13 protein-coding genes are annotated in these 18,684 nt (G+C 44.0%); 4 read left to right on the plus strand and 9 right to left on the minus strand.

Annotation, left to right across the window (positions count from 1 at the left end; genetic code table 11):
• Positions 1-23 precede the first annotated feature (23 nt).
• From BLW16_RS18710 to BLW16_RS18730, 5 genes are all read right to left on the minus strand, one after another.
• Positions 24-4,172 carry a hybrid sensor histidine kinase/response regulator transcription factor gene (locus BLW16_RS18710; RefSeq protein WP_090559388.1) on the minus strand — a complete coding sequence of 1,383 codons (4,149 nt, stop codon included), beginning with the start codon at positions 4,170-4,172 and terminating at the stop codon, positions 24-26.
• Positions 4,173-4,251: 79 nt separating this feature from the next.
• A complete protein-coding gene (locus BLW16_RS18715; RefSeq protein WP_090559390.1) occupies positions 4,252-4,899 on the minus strand; it encodes a response regulator transcription factor in 648 nt (215 codons plus the stop codon).
• 2 nt (positions 4,900-4,901) lie between these two features.
• Positions 4,902-5,705 (minus strand): sensor histidine kinase, encoded by an 804-nt coding sequence (locus BLW16_RS18720; RefSeq protein WP_090559391.1) that lies wholly within the window; start codon positions 5,703-5,705, stop codon positions 4,902-4,904.
• On the minus strand, positions 5,689-6,351 hold the full coding sequence (locus BLW16_RS18725; protein WP_090559393.1) for a hypothetical protein: 663 nt from the start codon (positions 6,349-6,351) through the stop codon (positions 5,689-5,691). The genes BLW16_RS18720 and BLW16_RS18725 overlap by 17 nt, the downstream gene beginning before the upstream one ends.
• Entirely contained in the window at positions 6,351-6,863 is a 513-nt protein-coding gene (locus BLW16_RS18730) for a hypothetical protein (RefSeq protein WP_090559395.1), read from the minus strand. Before BLW16_RS18730 ends, BLW16_RS18725 begins: the two co-directional genes overlap by 1 nt.
• A 305-nt stretch (positions 6,864-7,168) precedes the next feature.
• Between BLW16_RS18730 and BLW16_RS18735 the strand changes: the two genes are divergently transcribed.
• Entirely contained in the window at positions 7,169-7,366 is a 198-nt protein-coding gene (locus BLW16_RS18735; protein WP_090559396.1) for a hypothetical protein, read from the plus strand.
• A 90-nt stretch (positions 7,367-7,456) separates the two neighbouring features.
• Here the strand turns inward: BLW16_RS18735 and BLW16_RS18740 are convergent, their stop codons facing one another.
• On the minus strand, positions 7,457-8,773 hold the full coding sequence (locus BLW16_RS18740; protein WP_090559399.1) for an SGNH/GDSL hydrolase family protein: 1,317 nt from the start codon (positions 8,771-8,773) through the stop codon (positions 7,457-7,459).
• Positions 8,774-9,098: 325 nt separating this feature from the next.
• Between BLW16_RS18740 and BLW16_RS18745 the strand changes: the two genes are divergently transcribed.
• The gene (locus BLW16_RS18745; protein ID WP_090559485.1) at positions 9,099-9,560 is read left to right on the plus strand and encodes a hypothetical protein; all 462 of its coding nucleotides are present in this window, start codon (positions 9,099-9,101) and stop codon (positions 9,558-9,560) included.
• 175 nt (positions 9,561-9,735) lie between these two features.
• Positions 9,736-11,076, plus strand: coding sequence for an MFS transporter (locus BLW16_RS18750; protein WP_175470640.1), 1,341 nt, complete (start codon positions 9,736-9,738; stop codon positions 11,074-11,076).
• Positions 11,077-11,163: 87 nt separating this feature from the next.
• Here the strand turns inward: BLW16_RS18750 and BLW16_RS18755 are convergent, their stop codons facing one another.
• Positions 11,164-13,707, minus strand: a complete 2,544-nt coding sequence (locus BLW16_RS18755; protein WP_090559403.1) for a family 20 glycosylhydrolase — start codon at positions 13,705-13,707, stop codon at positions 11,164-11,166.
• A 38-nt stretch (positions 13,708-13,745) separates the two neighbouring features.
• Entirely contained in the window at positions 13,746-15,533 is a 1,788-nt protein-coding gene (locus BLW16_RS18760) for a DUF885 domain-containing protein (protein ID WP_090559404.1), read from the minus strand.
• 397 nt (positions 15,534-15,930) lie between these two features.
• Between BLW16_RS18760 and budA the strand changes: the two genes are divergently transcribed.
• Positions 15,931-16,761: an acetolactate decarboxylase gene (gene budA / locus BLW16_RS18765; RefSeq protein ID WP_175470641.1), complete on the plus strand. Its 831-nt coding sequence runs from the start codon at positions 15,931-15,933 to the stop codon at positions 16,759-16,761.
• A gap of 5 nt (positions 16,762-16,766) precedes the next feature.
• Here the strand turns inward: budA and BLW16_RS18770 are convergent, their stop codons facing one another.
• Positions 16,767-18,626 (minus strand): CocE/NonD family hydrolase, encoded by a 1,860-nt coding sequence (locus tag BLW16_RS18770; protein ID WP_090559406.1) that lies wholly within the window; start codon positions 18,624-18,626, stop codon positions 16,767-16,769.
• Positions 18,627-18,684: the final 58 nt, after the last annotated feature.

The raw sequence follows: 18,684 nt of genomic DNA on the forward strand, positions 1-18,684 counted from the left end.
ACCAACCCTTTCAGACTGGTGTACTAAACCAGGACACGTTCCGCTTTTTTAAAGACACTAACCTTGACCCTCTGGTCGTTATGAAATGGCTTCCGGTATTTCTTGATAAACTCCGAAGGGTTTAAGCCGAATAGTTTGCTGAACTGCTGCCGGAAATGCTTAAGGTCATTAATACCCACTTTGTAGGCAGTTTCAGCAACCGTACTATCGGTAGTTAAAAATAACTCGGCCGCTTTTCTAAGGCGGATAAAACGGATGAAGCTATTTGCCGATTGCCCGGAGATGGACTTTATTTTGCGGTAAACATTGGAATGGCTCATGCAAACTCCGGCAGCGAGAACCTTGATACTGAAATCTCGGTCGCCCAGGTGCTGCTCCACTATGCTGATACATTTTTCAAGGAATTCCTTATACTCCTGCGAAATTTTGAGATCATTTGGTTTGAGGGTAATCTCATTAAAAAAATACTGCTGCAGGTTGTTCCGCGTTTTTAATAATCCTTTTACACGCGCAATCAGCATATCCTTTTCAAATGGCTTACTGATATAATCGTCAGCCCCGCCTTCAATTCCCTTCAGCTTAATTTCGGGCGAGGTAATAGCTGTCAGCAAAATAACCGGAATATGGCAAAGATTAGGATCTTCTTTAATACGGGTACACAGTTCAACGCCGCTAATCCCAGGCATCATTACATCACTGATGATGATATCCGGCATCAGTTCCGCCACCATCTTCAGGCCGCTCAGGCCATTATCTGCCTCATACACCAGATGGTCTGCAATAAATACCTGCTTAATATAGGCCCTGATTTCGCTGTTATCTTCAACGATCAGCATGGATTTGAAATCGCTGGTGATATCTGTATCGCCCGGTGCAGGAACATTTGGAACCGGCGCTGATTCCATTACGGCCCTGTCTTCCATCAGCTCATTAAAAAGAACGGAGCGCTGGAGATGGTCTGTTTTAACGGTATCCGGGTTAAAATGCCCATGCCCTACCGGCAGGTCCAGTTTAAAAACCGTCCCGTTTCCGGGTTTGCTATCATAGCTGACCTCCCCGCCATGTTGTTCAGTGTAATTTTTAACCAGGTAAAGACCGATGCCCAGTCCAGCCTTTGATGAAGTATCCGGCTGATATTCCTGGTAGTATTTACGATACAGTTTATCGCCCGCCCTGGACGGAATACCGCAGCCACTATCGCGGACCTCAATCCATACCCGATCTGCAGAACGGCACACCGACATCACTATCCGTCCGCCCGATGGTGTAAATTTAAATGCATTTGACAGTAAATTGAATAATACAATCTCAATCTTTTCCTGGTCGGCAATAATTTCTATATCATCATCATGGCATACATATTCAAAGTCGATGCTGGCCCGGCTGGCCTGATACCTGAAGCATAATGAAACTTCACGACTGAGATCAACAATATTAATTTTCGCCAGTTTCAATTCATCTCCGCCCGCTTCTGATTTCCTGAACAATAACAATTGATCAACAAGGCTCAGTAATCTCCGGGCATTCCGGTTAATTGTATTTAATTTTTGCTGATCTATAGGACTGCCACCATGAAGTAATATTTCCTCCAGCGGACTAATGATCAAAGTTAACGGCGTTCTGAACTCATGGGAAATATGCGTGAAGTAGCTCAGTTTTTTTTCATGAAGTTCCTTTTCTTTCTCCGCTTCAATTTTGGTCAGCCTGATCTCAAACTGCAGCCGGTCATGCCGGTTGTTGTAAACAATGCATCCGTAAACTACTGCTCCTGCAACCAATGCGTAAATCATATAAGCCCAGCAGCTCAGATACCAGGGAACCCTGATGACAATGGTGAGCGACTTTCCTGTTTTATTCCATACTCCATCGTTATTCGATGCCTTAACCCGAAAAGTATAGGTACCCGGACTTAAATTGGTATATGTGGCTTTGCGCTGCCCGCCCACATAGTTCCAGTTCTGATCGAAACCTTCCAACATATAGGCGTACCTGTTTTTTTCCGTGTGGGTATAATTGAGCGCAACATATTCTATGGAGAAAACACTCTGACTGTAGTTCAACACAATCTCCCTGGCATTCTGAACCGGTACCCTAAGCGCAGCGGTTTCATTCGGCTCAACGGGCTTATTAAATATTTGCAGGCTCGAAAAATACACAGGCGGTGGTGTCTTATTATATTTAATAGAGAGCGGATCAAAAAAAACCAGGCCTTTATTGCCGGCAAGTAAAATCTGCCCCATATCGGTTTTACAGATTACCGCATTGGCCAGTATCCCATCACCTTCGTCAAAATTGGCAATCTGCATTGTCCTGGGGTTCAGACAGGAAAGTCCGGTTTCAGTTATGATCCACAGGTTTCCTATCTTATCCTCCACCATTTGCTTAAACACGTTGCTGGCAAAACCATTTGCTTTTGAATAGACCTGAAAGGAATCTGACTTTCTGTTATATTTATTTAAGCCGTCCTGCGTACACACCCAAACGTCCTTACGGCTGTCTATAAAAACCTGATGAACATAATTATTGCTCATACTGCCGCGCACGTTATCATTGGCCACATAATTATAAAAACGCCGCGACGAACAGTCAAACCGGTTTAATCCGCCCCCGCCAGTGCCCATCCAAATGGTATTGCCATCTTTCGCCAGGCAGTATACCTGATTGTTACTCAAGGAATAGGGTTTCCTTTTTTGATTAAAATAATGGGTAAAGGTTTCACTATCACGGTGGTATATCTTAAAACCGGCGTCTGTAGCCAGCCCGTATTCGCCAGGTTTTATTTCTAAGATATCCCAGAAAACATCTTCATTAAATAAGCCGCCCAGGCCGGAATGATGTGTATGACGGATAAATTTACCGTAACGCTCATCGTATTCGTCAAATCCGCGTTCTGTCACGTCCCACAATTTATGCTGCGAATCCAGATACAGCCTGTTAACCGCATTGTTACTGATACTTTGCCGGTTATAGGAGTGCAGGAATGAATGTGACACTCCATGGCCCAGCGGGACAACCGTCAGGCCACTATCGGTAGCCAGCCAGGCAGCATGATCTTTATATAAAACACTTTTAATCCATCGCTTTTCTTGCTTAAAAGGCAAAAACTTAAATTTATATTGCTGCCTGTCAATCTTGGTAAGTCCTTCCATGGAGCAAATCCAAATGATCGCGTTTTCATCAAGAAACAAACCGCCACGATCAAAACTTTTGAGCTCAGGAATTCGCTGCCATCTATTATCCAATGAATTAAACCAGTAAAAGTTATCATTACAGCCCAGCACCATAAGATGGTTCCCGATATCCAGAATTTTAAAAACACTGTATCTTCCTTTGTCTGGAGCAGCATAAGCTATAAATTTTTTACTGCTTACATCAAATTTGAATAAGCCCTTCCAATACGTGCCTACCCAGATATTGCCGTCCTCTGCCATACACAGGCTCCATATATCATTAGGATTTTTTTCATCAGCAACATGGGGCTGCGGAAAATTCACAAACTTTTTAGTACCCTTATCAAACTTGCTGAGCCCCCCCGCCCAGCAACCCAGCCATAGGTTATTGGCCTGGTCTTCAACTATCGCATTAACTGATTGCCCCTTTATCGCATTTGGGTTTGAGGAATTGGGTTGAAAAATTTCAAAGCGCTGCTCTTTCTCCAAAAATCTGTTGAAACCATCATCTGTGCCTATCCAGATATTGTTATTTTTATCGGCCAGCAATGCCCAGATTTTGTTATTACTCAGCGAACCCGGAACTTGGTCCCGGTGATAAAAACGTTTAAATTTCCCGGTAAGCGGATCAAATAAATTGAGGCCATCCAAGGTGCCCACCCAGATACGGCCCTTTTTATCCTCGGTGATCACGTTAATATAATTGTTTGTTAAACTGCTGCTGTCACCCGGAATTTTTATAAAGGTCTTGAACTGATAACCATCAAATTTGCAGAGGCCGTTTTGAGTTCCTATCCACAAAAACCCGTTCCTGTCCTTAATGGTGCAGGTGGTATTTTTAGAAGGCAGGCCATCATTAATGCTATAGTTCTTTATGGCGAGGTGATGCAGGCTATCAAAATTACCGTCAGTAGGCGCAGTGAATTGAGCATATCCTGCCTGTGTGGCAAAAAGCAGAACCACATATAAAATGATACTTAAAATGATACGAAGAAACCTCATAGGAGTAAATACAAAATTAAGACTTGCCTTACTTCATCGGGTTACTATAGCATTATCAATATATTAATTCTCGTTACACTTATATGATGCCGCTCTTCACGGCAAACATGACCAGCCCGGCGGTATTGCGTACGCCTATCTTCTCAATCAGGCGCTGCCTGATGCCTTCCACAGAGCGCGGGCTTAAAAACAATTCCGAGCCAATTTCAGCGGCTGTTTTTTCATTACATATCATTTTGATCACATCCAGCTCCCGTTCTGAAAACAAGACATCCTGGTTGAAGGAGGGTTTAAAATTACCTTTGATCACCAGTTTTTTTAAGAGTGCATTGTTTACGATATCGTTAAAATAGTAACCGTTTTCATGAACCGCATAAATGGCTTTCCGGATCTCCTTGGCGTCTGCATTTTTCAGCAGGTAACCATTTGCACCGTTCTCCATTAAATGGATGATAAACTTGTCATCATCATACATCGTTACAGCGAGGATCCTGATGTGTTCATACTTTCTCCTGATCTGCCTGGTGGCTTCCATGCCGTCCATGACCGGCATTTTCAGGTCCATAAGAATTACATCCGGCTGCTTTTTATCCAGTTCACTGAGCAGCTCTTCGCCGTTACCGGCCTCCAGCATCACTTCAAGGTTCTTGTCACGGTTGAGGCCGGCTTTGATCCCATCTCTGAATATAGCGTAGTCGTCGGCTATGGCAATTTTTATTTTTTCCATTGTTATCCATCGGTTGTAGGAACATAAATATCAATATAATAACCGTCATTATTGAAATAAAATTTAAGGCTACCTTTAAGTAAAATCACCCTGTTCTGAATGTTTTTTAAGCCAAGCCCCTGCTTACGGAATTGTAATTCTTCATAATGTTCCTGTGTAAGGCCAAAGCCATTGTGTGAGATGGTCAGCGTCAGTGATTTGATCAGGTAGACCGACTTGATATGCACTTTATTTGCACTGGCATGTTTGACAATGTTATTGATAAACTCCTGTAACATCCTGTAGATGCTGATGTCGTTCTGAGTGGCATGCTGAGGGTAGCTGTGATCAAGATCTGTGGTCATCCGTATTACTGATTCGTGGCTGATGGAACCGGCAAAATGTTCAATCGCTTCATTGAGCCCGAACTCCTGCAGGATACTGGAATGCAGGCTATGGGAAATTTCCCGCACCTTTTGTATGGCCTCATCGAGCAGCTCCTTCCCTTTCTCGTGTAAATACCTGCTGGACATATCATATTCTTCGATTTTGACACTGTGGAAATGCAGTTTTGCAGAGGAAAGGTAAGTCCCCACATCGTCATGCAGCTCTCCGGCAATACGGTGCCTTTCAATTTCCTCGCTGCGTACTGCTGCTTCGATCAGCTGATCCTTTTGTTCGTCGCGCAGGGCCTGAAGCGCATTCTGGTACTGCAGCTTTTTGCGCTGCGTGAAGATAAAGATAAGCAGAATGCTGATAAACAGCATCAGCATTGCTGCAATGCCTACTACGAGTAAAAGTGTAAAATTGTTATTTGTCGGAATCATAAAGCCCTTTCGCTATAAACACATTGAAAATCACAAACGATATATTATGAAAGCTCCATAGGCTGATGGCAAAATATTGCAGCCTGACAGTTAATTCATTATATAAAAGAAAAATAAAGAAGTTAAAGGTCACGTAGATACCCAGGCCCGTAACGATCCAGAAGTCGGCATTAAAAATTTTGACCTCCACGTTGTCATTAATTTTAAAAAGGTAATACTGCAGACAATAGAACAACAGTAAAATAGCCTCCACAGATAAAAGCCTGCTGCTGAACTTCCAGTAATCAAAAAAACTCTCAAAAAACCAGAAATTGATAAGGACGAAAAGAATAAAGAAAACCGGAATGAGTTTCTTGATATGGACGAGAAATGGCTGATTAAGCCTTATAAAGAATAAGCTAAACAATAGAAAACGAATGATGGAGTGAATGTTATAGAGATAATTATTTGAATTCTGCGTCTCCGTCAGCAGGTGCCTGAATTTCCAGGTAAGATCAGTTGCCAGGTTAATTAACAGGGCAATCCAAACATAAAAAACAACCGGCTTCAGCACAGCCGGTTGTTTTTTTGTCAGCAATATAGTCAGAGGGATGAGCAATGACCATACTTCAGACCAGTCGATGATCATCTGAAAGATTTTCAGCATTAAGCAACGGCAGACTGTTCCTGCAATGTGGCTGGTGGTGACGGATTGGTGGTATCTATAATAGAACCATTTCCCGGCAATGGGCTTTCTTCGCCGCCACGTCTGGTATAAGCCACAATATCATAATAAACATGGCCCGAGTTATTTACGTTGGGTACAAAGACCAGAAATTCAGGTTTGTCGCCATTTGGCCCCATGCTGTTGATCAGGGCCTGCATACTATTCAGGGAGAGGATATTATTGCTCATCATCAAAGGCCCGCCTGCTTCCAGTGCATTGCTGTTATAGACCTCCAGCGTATCGTAATAATCGCTGTAACGCGCTTCCACAGGATCTTTACTATCCATATGTGCATACGCGATCAATTGTATCGGCTTATCTTCATCAGCCGTGTTCGGGAAATAATAAGTAAATACAAAATTATCTATACCGGGAGAATTGTTAATCATCTCCCTGATATCACTTACTTCGTATTTTAACCAGTAAAATTTAAGTGTTTGAATGTCTTTCATGTGATCAGGTCCTTTAAATTAGATTGTTGTACAAAGCAAATATATCTATTGAAAACGGGAATAATATGCGTAGATCTACGTATATTTATTATAAAGTATTACTACGCAGCTAAATTATCAAAGCGCCGGGCTGAGTCTCTGCCGATCTGAGCAACTTTTTACGTAGAAACATCTATTTTCCAATTCAGTAAACTAAACAGCAAAGATTTTTGCTTAATCGATTTTTCTTTGATTTTAATGGGTTACCTTTTCTAATTCCCTGTATTAAGCTGTAGACAAAACTTGTATCAAAAAAAAGAATTAATATGAAAAACGTATTCAAATTTGGCTTTTTAGCCTTCGCGATCTCTTTATCAGTTGCAGCTTGTAGCTCTGAGAAAAAAACAGAAACTACTGATTCTACAACTACTACAACAGATTCTACAATGTCTACTATGGACACTGCGGCTAAAGATTCAGCTGTAATGGACACTACTGTTAAAGACACCACGAAAAAAATGTAATTCCAGCTATCAAGCTTATAAAAAGCGCCTGATCACTTTGTAGTGGCCAGGCGCTTTTTTATGGGTGATGATTTGCCCGGTAATGTGCTGTCAGTTCAGCATTTTAATTCCGCGGAACTTTGAAATATCGGTCAGTGGTACGTTTGCCGAATATTTTTGATTGATCGCCCTGATGATCCCGTTTGCCACAAGCGCATAACCCCTGGGTGTTAAATGTATCCCGTCCAGTCCGAAAAGGTTACCTGTGATAAACGTATTGCTAAACTTTACGCCATTCTCCGTCACCCCGTCAGCATCGGCAATGTCATTAAATACATTAAAGGCGTCATATAAAGCGAGGTTTTTAGCCTGCGCTACTAACCTGATCGTGTTATTATAGGAATCAGTAAAGTCTTTAATGATTGGAATCTCATCCTTATCCAGCACAAACCTGTTCTCTATAGGGTTTGCAGGATCTAAACCGTAGGGCTGGCCTGCGCTATTGGGAACACCCAGAAGATTTGCCGACCCGAAATTCAGCGTAAACAGGTCTTCTGCCGTAGCCGCTCTGGTAACCGATTTTCCCGTTTGAACAAAAAGGTCTTTTACCTGGGGCGCAGTAACCTGAACAGCTTTCAGCAGGGACTGAAGGGTCACCGTAGTAAGAAAGGCCGTTTTTGTAATATCCGGAATAGTAGAGACCACTCCTTTTGCGCCTTTTGCAGTAAGCCTGTCAGTCACCTGATTATACAGCGTACTAAACGTAGCCTTATCTGTAGGAAAGTCTGCGGGTGTTGATGCACCCCTGGCTGCATACAGCAGGACATCGTTATTGCCTAACCAGCAGGTGAAAAAGCTAAATGGTTTATCAGTGATAAAGTCAATGTATGGTTTTGTATTTGCAGGCGGATTTTCTGGTAGTAAGCGTTCGTAGAACTCGTTAATGTTGCCGAATGAAGGAGAATTAATATCTGAAAGCCTGATATTCGAGATGCCGTAGTTATTCAGCGGCCCGGTGTATTTCGTCAGCAAGTTGATCGTGCTTCCGTCTGGCAAGGTAAATTGGCCACGGATGGCAAGGTCTGTAGTTACCTCTTTAATAATAGGCGTGCCATCCGGATTAGATCCGGCGAGGGCGAGGAAGCCCGTTCCGTTTTCCTGACCGGCGTTAAAAAATGCCGAAGAGAAGTCGCGCCCGCCTGCGGTTTTCAGTTGCGCCGCCAGAATCTGCGGGTAAGAATTCTGCTGACTTTCCAGATATTGCCCGCCATCTCCCTGGCCGCCAGTTAAAGAGTTGCCTACAGCAATGTAAGTGGAAAAATCTGCTTTTCCCGCTGATGGATAACCGGGATGATGTGATGAATTACACGATGCGAGAGCAGCAATAGCCATCATGGTGTAAATTGAGGGTAAAAAATTTCGTTTCATAAATAAAATAATTTTTGTGTGGGGTGATTTCTTAATTACTATGAAACGTATCTTCCGAATAGAATATTATCTGAAATTACATTTGTTTTCCTTAAATGATATTTTATGAATTGTATGATATTTTATTAAAATAATAATATTCTATAATATAAATCTATTCGTCGTGTATTCCTGACTGTATCTGTAAAATAATTGTCCCTGCATCAGCCCGTAACTGATATTTTTCAATTTATTTTAAACACTGAAACTATTGCAGATTATTTTATAAATTGCGCTTATAAATGGCCACAGGCACATGAGCATTACTTTTACTAATCAAATCACAATGAAACGATACACTTTAATTCTGTCGATGATTTTCGGTACGGTATTTTTTGCGGCAGCGCAACCAAAAACACCAACAGCTACCGAACTGACCAACAAAAACATGGACGCTATGGATAAAAAGGTGAAGATGAATCCAACACAACGGAACATCATCTATAATTATACAATGGACATGTATAAAGAACAACTGGAACTGACTAAAAAGCAACAGGCCGGAGGTTTTAATGACGATGACATCGCCAGGTTCTACAAACGCCAGAACCAAACCACTGCGAACATCAGGAATATCTTAAAGGGCGACCAGCAAACGGATTATGATAATTTTTTAGAAGAGCAGTTACGTGGAGGCAACAAGAAAAAGAAGAAAAAACACAGCAAGGATGAAGAGGAAGAAGTAGTTACCGGTATTTCAGGGCTCAAACTGCCTGCCAATGCAATACCGCCAAACGGTAATCCTTAATATTTTCTAAATAGATTCCATCACAAAAAAGCAAATGGCCAAAAACCGTTTGCTTTTTTATTACCTAGGATTTTCTATTTTACTTTTTAGCGGATATATCCCCATTTATGGGGATATAATTCATCTTTATCGGGTATTTAAAAAAAGTTTCCATAGCTGTTGATTTATAATAATCATGGAAGCAAAAAACAATAAAAAAATTATCTGGGCCTGGTCTATGTTCGACTGGGCAAATCAATCTTACAATATGGTCATCACCACGACTATATTTCCGGCCTATTACGTTGCAATAACCGCCAACAAACAAAATGGCGATATGGTTACGTTTTTCGGGCATCAGTATGTCAATACTGTTTTATCCAATTACATCCTGGGACTCTCCTACCTCATTGTCGTTGTTACCCTGCCGATCCTTACCTCCATTGCAGATTACCGCGGGAACAAAAAACTGTATATGCAGCTGTTCACCTGGCTGGGAAGTCTGTCCTGCGCAGGATTGTTCTTTTTTACCATGGACACCTTCGAATTCAGCATGATCTGTTTCGGTCTGGCCTCCATTGGCTATTGCGGGGGATTTGTGTTCTACAATTCCTATCTGCCGCAGATAGCCACCCTGGATCAGCAGGATGCCGTCAGCGCCAAAGGTTTTATCTATGGTTTTGCGGGCTGTATAGTCGTACAGATCATCTGCTTTATTTTTGTACTGGCACCGGGTGTCTTTGGAATTACCGACGAGGCCTTCCCTGCGCGTTTATCTTTCCTGATCGTCGCTTTCTGGTGGATTGGCTTCTCCCTGATTCCCTTTTACATCTTACCAAAAGGAAAGCCGAATGTGGGATCGCATAATTATAATGTATTGACAGGAGGTTTTAAAGAACTTGCCAAGGTGTGGACCAAGGTGAAGGAAATGCCGCTCCTGAAACGTTTTCTTCCCGCATTTTTCTTTTACTCCGTAGGCGTGCAGACCATCATGCTGGTAGCTGCCAATTTTGGTGCAAAAGAACTTCACCTGCCCGAAGAAAACCTGATCAGCGTGATCCTGCTCATACAATTTGTTGCCATACTGGGTTCCTGGCTGACTGCAAAATTCTCTGCTAAATACGGCAATGTGAAAGTACTGATCGTGATCGTTGCCTTCTGGACATTGTTATGCGGGTTCTTTTATTTTATTATCAATGCATACCAGTTCTATGCCGCGGCCACACTTGTTGGCCTGGTGATGGGTGGAGTTCAGACCCTGTCCCGTTCTACTTTTTCAAAATTCATTCCTGAAAATATCCCTGATACCGCCTCGTACTTCAGTTTTTATGATGTGACAGAAAAACTTTCCATTGTAGTTGGCCTTTTCACTTTCGGATTCGTTGAAGCAGTGACGCATGAAATGCGCATTTCGTCCATAGTGCTGGATGTATTTTTGGCTGTAGGGCTGCTTTTATTGATATCATTATTGGTAGCAGAAAGAAGGATAAAAGCAGTGATTTCGCTGCAATCCACTCTGTCAACCGTAAAAATATAGGTATCTGCCTATCGTTTGATTATTATTGTCTTTGAAACTTTATCGTTCCTGAGCAACCGGAGGGTTGTTCAGGAACATCAAACGTTCTTACCGGAGGGCAAACTTAACCGTGCGGCCGCCACGACCGGCACTGTTAAACAGCCGGAATGAAAGATTGGCCGACGCAGGAAGATCACCTGAATACACTTTGCTGTTTGCAGCAGGTTCTGTACCATCAGTAGTATAACGGATCATGAGCCCGGGATACTGGGCGTTGGCTTTCACCATCCCCTGCTCCACACGGACTCCCGCAGTCGGAATCCTGTAGCTGAAGCCACCCGCATAAGTATTCAGCCTCGGCAGTTCCTTTTTACCGATGACATTTGCAAAGGCCGACCATGATTTCTGGTAAAGCTGCTCCGTTACGGCAGGATCTGCGGCTGTAGCCCAATCCGGATCAGCCGCCCAGCTCCGCTCTGCAAGGCCAAAAAGCTTTGGCAGCAGCAGGTATTCGAAACGCTCAGGACTGGTAATGACCTCGCTCCACAAAGGCGCCTGTAAACCTATGATGCTGGCCTTGCCCGCTTCCGTTAAACGCTCTTTTCCATTAAAATGTGAAGGGTCCAGAGGCATTCCTCTTTCGTCTTCTTTCTGATTCTTGTAATAATCGTAAGGGATAAAGCTAAAGAGTTTATCTGCGTCCACATAACCGCCCCAGTACTGACCCGGTTCTGCGTCGCTGGCGCTGTAAGCAAGATCCATGTACAGGTTGGTCACATTGGTGAGCACCACCTTATACCCTGCATTAGCAAGTTTGTAGGCCAGGTCTTCATTGCCGGAGAGATTGTTCCATACATCAGTATGAAAATTATTGCCGGCAGCACGTGTGTCAACAATCATTTTCTTCTTTCCATCCACAAGGGCCTTCTTCAGTCCTGTTTCTTCCCAGCCTGACAGGTAAAGGCCACGCTGTTTCAGCATGACATTTACTTTCTCAAAGTAATAATGCCACATATCATCTACCCCATCAATGGAAGCATCACTTTTCAACAGTGCTGCCACAGCAGGGGATTTCTCCCAGACACCTGCAGGAACTTCATCGCCTCCGAAATGGATGGTCTGCAGGGGCGCACCGGCCTCCTTGTACATTGCAATCGTTTCATCGCTGATCTTTTCCATGAAACTGTACACAGAGGGCAAGGCAGGATTAATTACGTTGTCGCTCCAGCCCTGAACGGAACGGTATACGGACTGATCATCCCGGTCTCTTAAAAGATATTGCGTGGCTTCGGCCGTCTTCCCGGCAGCCATAAATTTTTTATATCTGGCATCCATAGATTTGATAGCGGCCCTGGCATGACCCGGTGTTTCAAATTCAGGAATTACGGTGATATGCCTTGCGGTGGCATACCTGAGGATCTCCAGGTAGTCAGCCCTTGTTAAAAAGCCCGTTCCAGAGGAATTGGCTATAGATGGGCCTGATCCATATGACGGGAAAAGGTGTGTCTGCTCATCTGTTGTATGCCCTCTTTTGCTCCCTATTTCCGTAAGCTCCGGCAAACCGGGAATTTCAATTCTCCATCCTTCGTCATCATTCAAATGAAGGTGTAATATATTTATTTTATAGAGGGACAGTACCTCGATCGTTTTAATCACTTCACCCTTCTGCTGGAAATTACGTGCAATATCCATCATAAAAGCACGGTGCGGAAAACGCGGATGATCCTTGATCTCTATACCGGCAATGCTGACAGCAGTATGTTTTCCATCCCAGGAATCTGGTGGAAGTAAAACTTTGAGCGACTGAATGCCGTAAAACACACCGGCTGCATCTGAAGCGCTGATCACGATCTGATCTGCACTGACGCTGAGTTCATACCCTTCCGGAAATGCGATTGCTTTCTTCTGAAGGACGATCTTCTGCGGTCCTTTTGTTGCACTACCCGACGCAATGCCCACAGCAGGTTTAACGCCTGTAACTTTCTGCCACTCATCAGCCAGATAAGCCGCTTCCTTTCCAAAGTCTTTATCTGCCATGATCTTCAAACCGGCAGCAGGCTTAAACAACGCGGAGGTTCTGCGGTAACTCACAGGACTGGGAAATACAGGGCTCATCTGTGCTTCAGGAAGATTTTTTACCGAAAGATTCTGTGCATACTGTTTCTCCGCGATCGCCCTCTCCTGTTTGGTATAGTCTATTGCGGATTTCGTTTCCAGCGGCAGCGGAATCCCATGGGAAGGATCGGTATCGAAAACTATATAAAAACCCTTTGGATAATCTGTTATATTTCTAAGCGGCCTCGTCAGTAATTTAACCTGCACAGCTGCTTTTGGCGCCAGGCCATGGAATGATTTTCCGGGAGAAAACCGAAGATAGTCGCCGTTTACCCGTGCTACGCTGATCACCGATGTATCGCCCTCATTATGAGGTGCCGCACCATTAAAATAGACCGTCCAGCCATTGGCAGGCAAAGGCCGGGATCCCGTGTTGGTCAGGGTTAGCACGGACAATAGCTCTCCCTTTTTTTGATAATTGTTTTCAGAAAACTCCCAGGATACCTTCAGGCCTCCGGCATCGGAGACAGGAACCTGGGCAGATACAAGATGTGCGGAGCAACTCCACATTAACGCTAAGACTAAACACTTCTTCATTTTTTAAAATAAAATTGTACGACTATGATTGATATGGATTATTTATTTTTCTCAGAAGGAATGAAATCCTTCATCACAGCATCACGGATCAGTGCAGGCGGCAGCAATCCCTGTGAAAGGATAAAATCATGAAAACGCAGGGCATTAAATTTAGCCCCTAAAGCCTGTTCAGTATCTTTTCTCAGGGCGATCATCTTCGTAAAGCCATAGAAATAACTGTTGGCCTGTCCGGGCATCTTCAGCGAATACCGTTCTACCTCCTGCTGGGCAAAGGCTTTGGATTGTACAACATCCTTCATCAGGATATCAAGCGCCTCCTGCTGGGTCACCTTTCCTGCCTGTATCTCAGGGTCGAGAAAGGCACGTGCAGCTCTCAGCAACCTATAATCAAGGGAAATCAGCTGGCCCTCCAGTGGCATAAAAGGACGGGTAATATATTCGGCATACAAACCCCATCCTTCGGCATTTGTAGAATTGAAAGCATATAATGAACGTGCCTGCGAAACACCTTCTTCAACCATTTTATCAAACTGCAGTTCGTGTCCAGGTCTGGCTTCATGTGCTATAATCGTCCAGGATGCCGCATCAAAAGTGAAATCGTCATATTTATTGGCTTTTTTCTCTCCGGGTGCTGCCGGCATGTTCAGCGGCAATACAAAAACCCCGCGCTGGCCTGTGTTATTCAGAAAAGGCGGCGGAACCATATGTGGTGCCGGGCTCCTAGAAGTTTCCGCAGCAGTGGCTAAACGGATGATAGCGGGCCTGCCGGGCAGGGTGACCAGCTGCTGCTTACGGATGATATCCTCAATATCTTTCAGGTGCCTTTCATATAGCGGAATAATAGAATCCCCATGGATCTGCTCCTTTTTCAGTTCAGCGATCACATCGCGGTAATCTGCCGATGGCAGATGCCGTTGTCCGGCGACCTGTCTGGCAATTGGCCGCATTTCGTTCTGGATACTTGTAAAGGCCATATGTGCCATGGCAGCAAGTTCAGCGGGAGGTATATTTACGCCAAAGCCTTCGAGGGCCAGGGCATATTCTTCTGCGGGAAGACGGGCATTCTTCCTGGCTTTAATGAGCACGTTTTTACGAATCCAGCTGTCGTAATCTGCCGTCTGTTTTTTTAGCTGCTGATAAGGCTCTTCCCATCCGCTGAGGTTATACTTTTTGCAGAGCTCCGCAATTCCGTTAACGATACTCGCATTTCTGGATAGCTCTACCTCCATCTGCTGCGCAGAAGGATACACCATATCTTTACCGGCAATCTGATGGGAGATGCGTTCACGTAAAATTGTGGTCAGCGGCCTGTAGCCTTTTTCAAGACCTGCGTATTTTCTCATCCTCAGCACTGCAGCAGGGCGTCTTGAAGTTGCGGTCTGCGCGTCCAGTAAAATCTCCAGTCCGCCATAGATCATAGATGACGCATTTAAAAAAGGAACCTGATGTTTCAGCTCATAGTCCTGCTGCCTGAAATTCAATTTAAGACGGTTGATCAGAATATTAAGATCCTGTGCAACAGCCATATCTTTCTCAGTACCTAAACTGGCACTATACTTTTCCAGCAGCACCTGCTCTTCTTTCCTGTAGGCTATTTCATTGGCCAGTGTAGGAACCGAGATCTGCGTATCATATTCCAACAATCCCTGTGAAGAACCGTACTCAGGTGAATATTTTTTATCAAGATCAATCAGCAGGGCGGTGTATCCGTTAGATTTTTCGATCCAGGATTTAGCTTCTGTTTTGGTTTGCAGCCTGGCCGTCAGGGGCGAAACACATAGTGCCAGTGCAGCAGATGTATTTAAAAGGAATGATATTTTTCTCATTATATTTATTCGTTATCAGAAATTGTAACACAATATAATTAAACCCTGGTTAATTATACTATCCTATTGTCACACTATAAAGATTCAATTTGCGCTTTTCTATTTCAATCTCCCTGTTAAACATAGATCCTGGTTTCTCCAGCAGCCGGATAACCTCGGTTACTAATTTTACCGGCACAGCTTTAAGGCTTATGATCCATACTTTACAATTTCAGGCCTCAATATAATAAAAATAACAAAGCAGTGCCTCGGGACGGGTTGCGACTGAACTTAATTCTTTTTACTACAGTTCAGTAACCTGCGAAAAACATGTTTGGTGTGCTATTTCACATCAGTTAAATACTGAGTCGTATATTTATACGTTATTGAAAATAATATTACCATGAAAACAATCGCTATGAAAGTAACTCTACTTTTTATTTGCTGCCTCTCTACTGTAACAATTCAGGCACAACAAACCACAGGCAAGAAAACAATGACCATTCCATCAAACAAGAATTCAAATACAGGTATCACGTACAACACACTCTTCCAATATGGCGTTGCTGATAGTTTTATCGGAGGATTATTTGAAGCCACGCTGCCTGTTAGCGAATTGAAACAACACGGGGATTTTGGAATCGGGGCACCGGGCCAGGTGGATGGCGAGCTGATCGTTTATAAGGGACATGCTTATCAGACTCAGGCCAAGGGGATCACAAGGGAGGTTCCTGATACTTTTAAAACAGCATTGGGTTTTGTTACCTTTTTTAAAGCAGATACAGCCTTCCATATCAGTGCGGCCTCGAATCAGAAAGAAGCTTTTGATCAGATCGAAAAGTATTTACACCAGAAAAATGGAGTTTATGCCATCAAAATATCGGGCAGCTTTGACCATTTAAAAACCAGGGCCTTCCCTCCCTATACCCAAAAACCATATCCTTCGCTTGCCACACTGATAGGCAGGCAAAAATTCTTTGAGTTCAGCAATACCAAAGGAACGATCGTAGGGTACAAATTACCGCATTACCTGAACGGCCTGAGTATAGAAGGCTTCCATTTCCATTTCCTGTCAGACAGCAAAACCCAGGGCGGGCATGTGCTGGACTTTTCAGGAGCAGATCTTACGGTAGAGGTCGCCAAAATCCAGAATTTCTTATTGTCCATTCCACAGGATAGTGATTTTATGAATTACAATTTTATAAAAAAGGACAATCCTGACCTGGAAAAGGTAGAAAAAGGGCATTAAGATCATTACATCACCCTTACCTTCAAATAGCTTGAATGCGATTTGGAGGTATAAACCCTATGTGTGGCCTTTTTAAAATCATGCTCACCGGCTTTCATGATATCGGTAAAGGTCTGCGGGTTGCGGTCAATCAGCGGGAACCAGGTACTCTGCAGCTGAACCATAATGCGGTGCCCTTTTTTAAAAGTATGCAGCACATCCTGCAGCTCAAAATTCACAGGTGTTACTTTACCGGGCACAAATGGTTCGGGTTTTTCAAAGCTATTGCGAAACTTACCGCGCATGGCCTCACTGCGCACCATCTGCTGGTAGCCTGCCATCTGAACCCCTTTGCCGGTCCACTGGTCGTTTGCGGCAGTGTCAGGATATACGTCCAGCACTTTTACTACCCAGTCTGCATCAGTGCCTGTGGTAGCCACCTTCAGGTCTGCCCGGATATTTCCCGCCAGGGTAATGTCCTGATCCAGTACATCGGTCTGGTAACTCAGCACATCTTTACGCCCGGAGAGGAACCGCTGATCTGCAGTCATATATTCGCGGTCCATATCCATACTTTTCCCAGCCAGGAAAGGCACAGGATTGGCGGGGTCTGACACGTATTCATCATAAGTATTGGCACTGCCATTGGGTTGATTAAATGATAACCTGTGCCCCGGAAGCAGGTACAGCTGTTTTTCTTCAGCTTCCTTCGGAGGCCATGTCTGATAGTTCCTCCACTGGTTTCTGCCGGTTTCGAAGGCACTTATCTTTGGCAGGTCGAGCTTTGTTCCCTTCAGGTAATGGCTGAAAAATTTAAACTCGATGTTTTCCCTGTAGACCGGTGCAGTTGCTCCCCCAAAACCGATATCGCCTAAATGATCGCCGTTTCCGCGTGCCCATCCTCCATGTACCCATGGCCCCATCGCAAAATATACGGGTGTGGCGGGGTTTTCCTTTTGCAGGGTTTGGTAGGTATGAATAGCACCATACAGATCTTCAGCGTCATACCATCCTCCGGTTACAAGCACTGCAGTTTTGATATCATGAAGGTGCGTCAGCACATTGCGTTCTTTCCAGTGCTGGTCATAATCCGGGTGATCAAGCATTTCGTTCCAGAGCCTGATCGTATCCTTATAGTATTTCACGTTCGTATTTTTTACCGGGCCCATTTTCAGGAAGAAGTCGTACCCGTCTTCGGTACCGGGCTCAAATTCCTTCCCGCGGCGCTGTGTTGGCTGTCCATCCTGGCGGTTGGTAAATCCGGGATAGAACCCAAAGTTGGCGACGAGCATAAAAGCCCCATTGTGAAAAGCATCATCACGGTAAAGGTCTGCTATCGGCGCCTGCGGGGAGGCCGCTACCAGTGCGGGGTGACGGCTCAGCAGTGCGGTAGTGGTGTAAAAACCCGGATAGGAAATACCCCATACCCCTACTTTTCCGTTATTCCCGGCAACATTTTTCAGGAGCCAGTCAATCGTATCATAGGTATCTGTACCTTCGTCCACAGCCTTATTTGTATCGTGTTTCTCCAGTTCCGGAGTCATCTCCTCGTAAATGCCCTCGCTCATCCAGCGCCCGCGGACGTCCTGATAAACGAAGATATAACCGTCATGCAAAAACTGCGAAGATGGCCCCAGTGCTGTTTTATACTGATCCGGTCCATAAGGAGATACACTGTAACAGGTACGCTGCAGCATCACCGGGTATTTCAGCGACTGGTCTTTAGGGACATACACTGCCGTGAACAGCTTTTTCCCGTCACGCATCGGGATCTGGTATTCAAATTTGTTGTAATTGGCTTTAATATAGTCGGGATCTTTCAACGTAGCCTGTCCAAAACAAGTAAAGCTGATGAGATAAAGAACAAAAAAAATATACTTGATCATAATTAGTTGCCTAAGGAATACAAAAAACGGGAATGGAATTCTATTTTTACTTATTGTT

The organism is Pedobacter hartonius (assembly GCF_900107535.1).
Lineage (GTDB): Bacteria > Bacteroidota > Bacteroidia > Sphingobacteriales > Sphingobacteriaceae > Pedobacter > Pedobacter hartonius.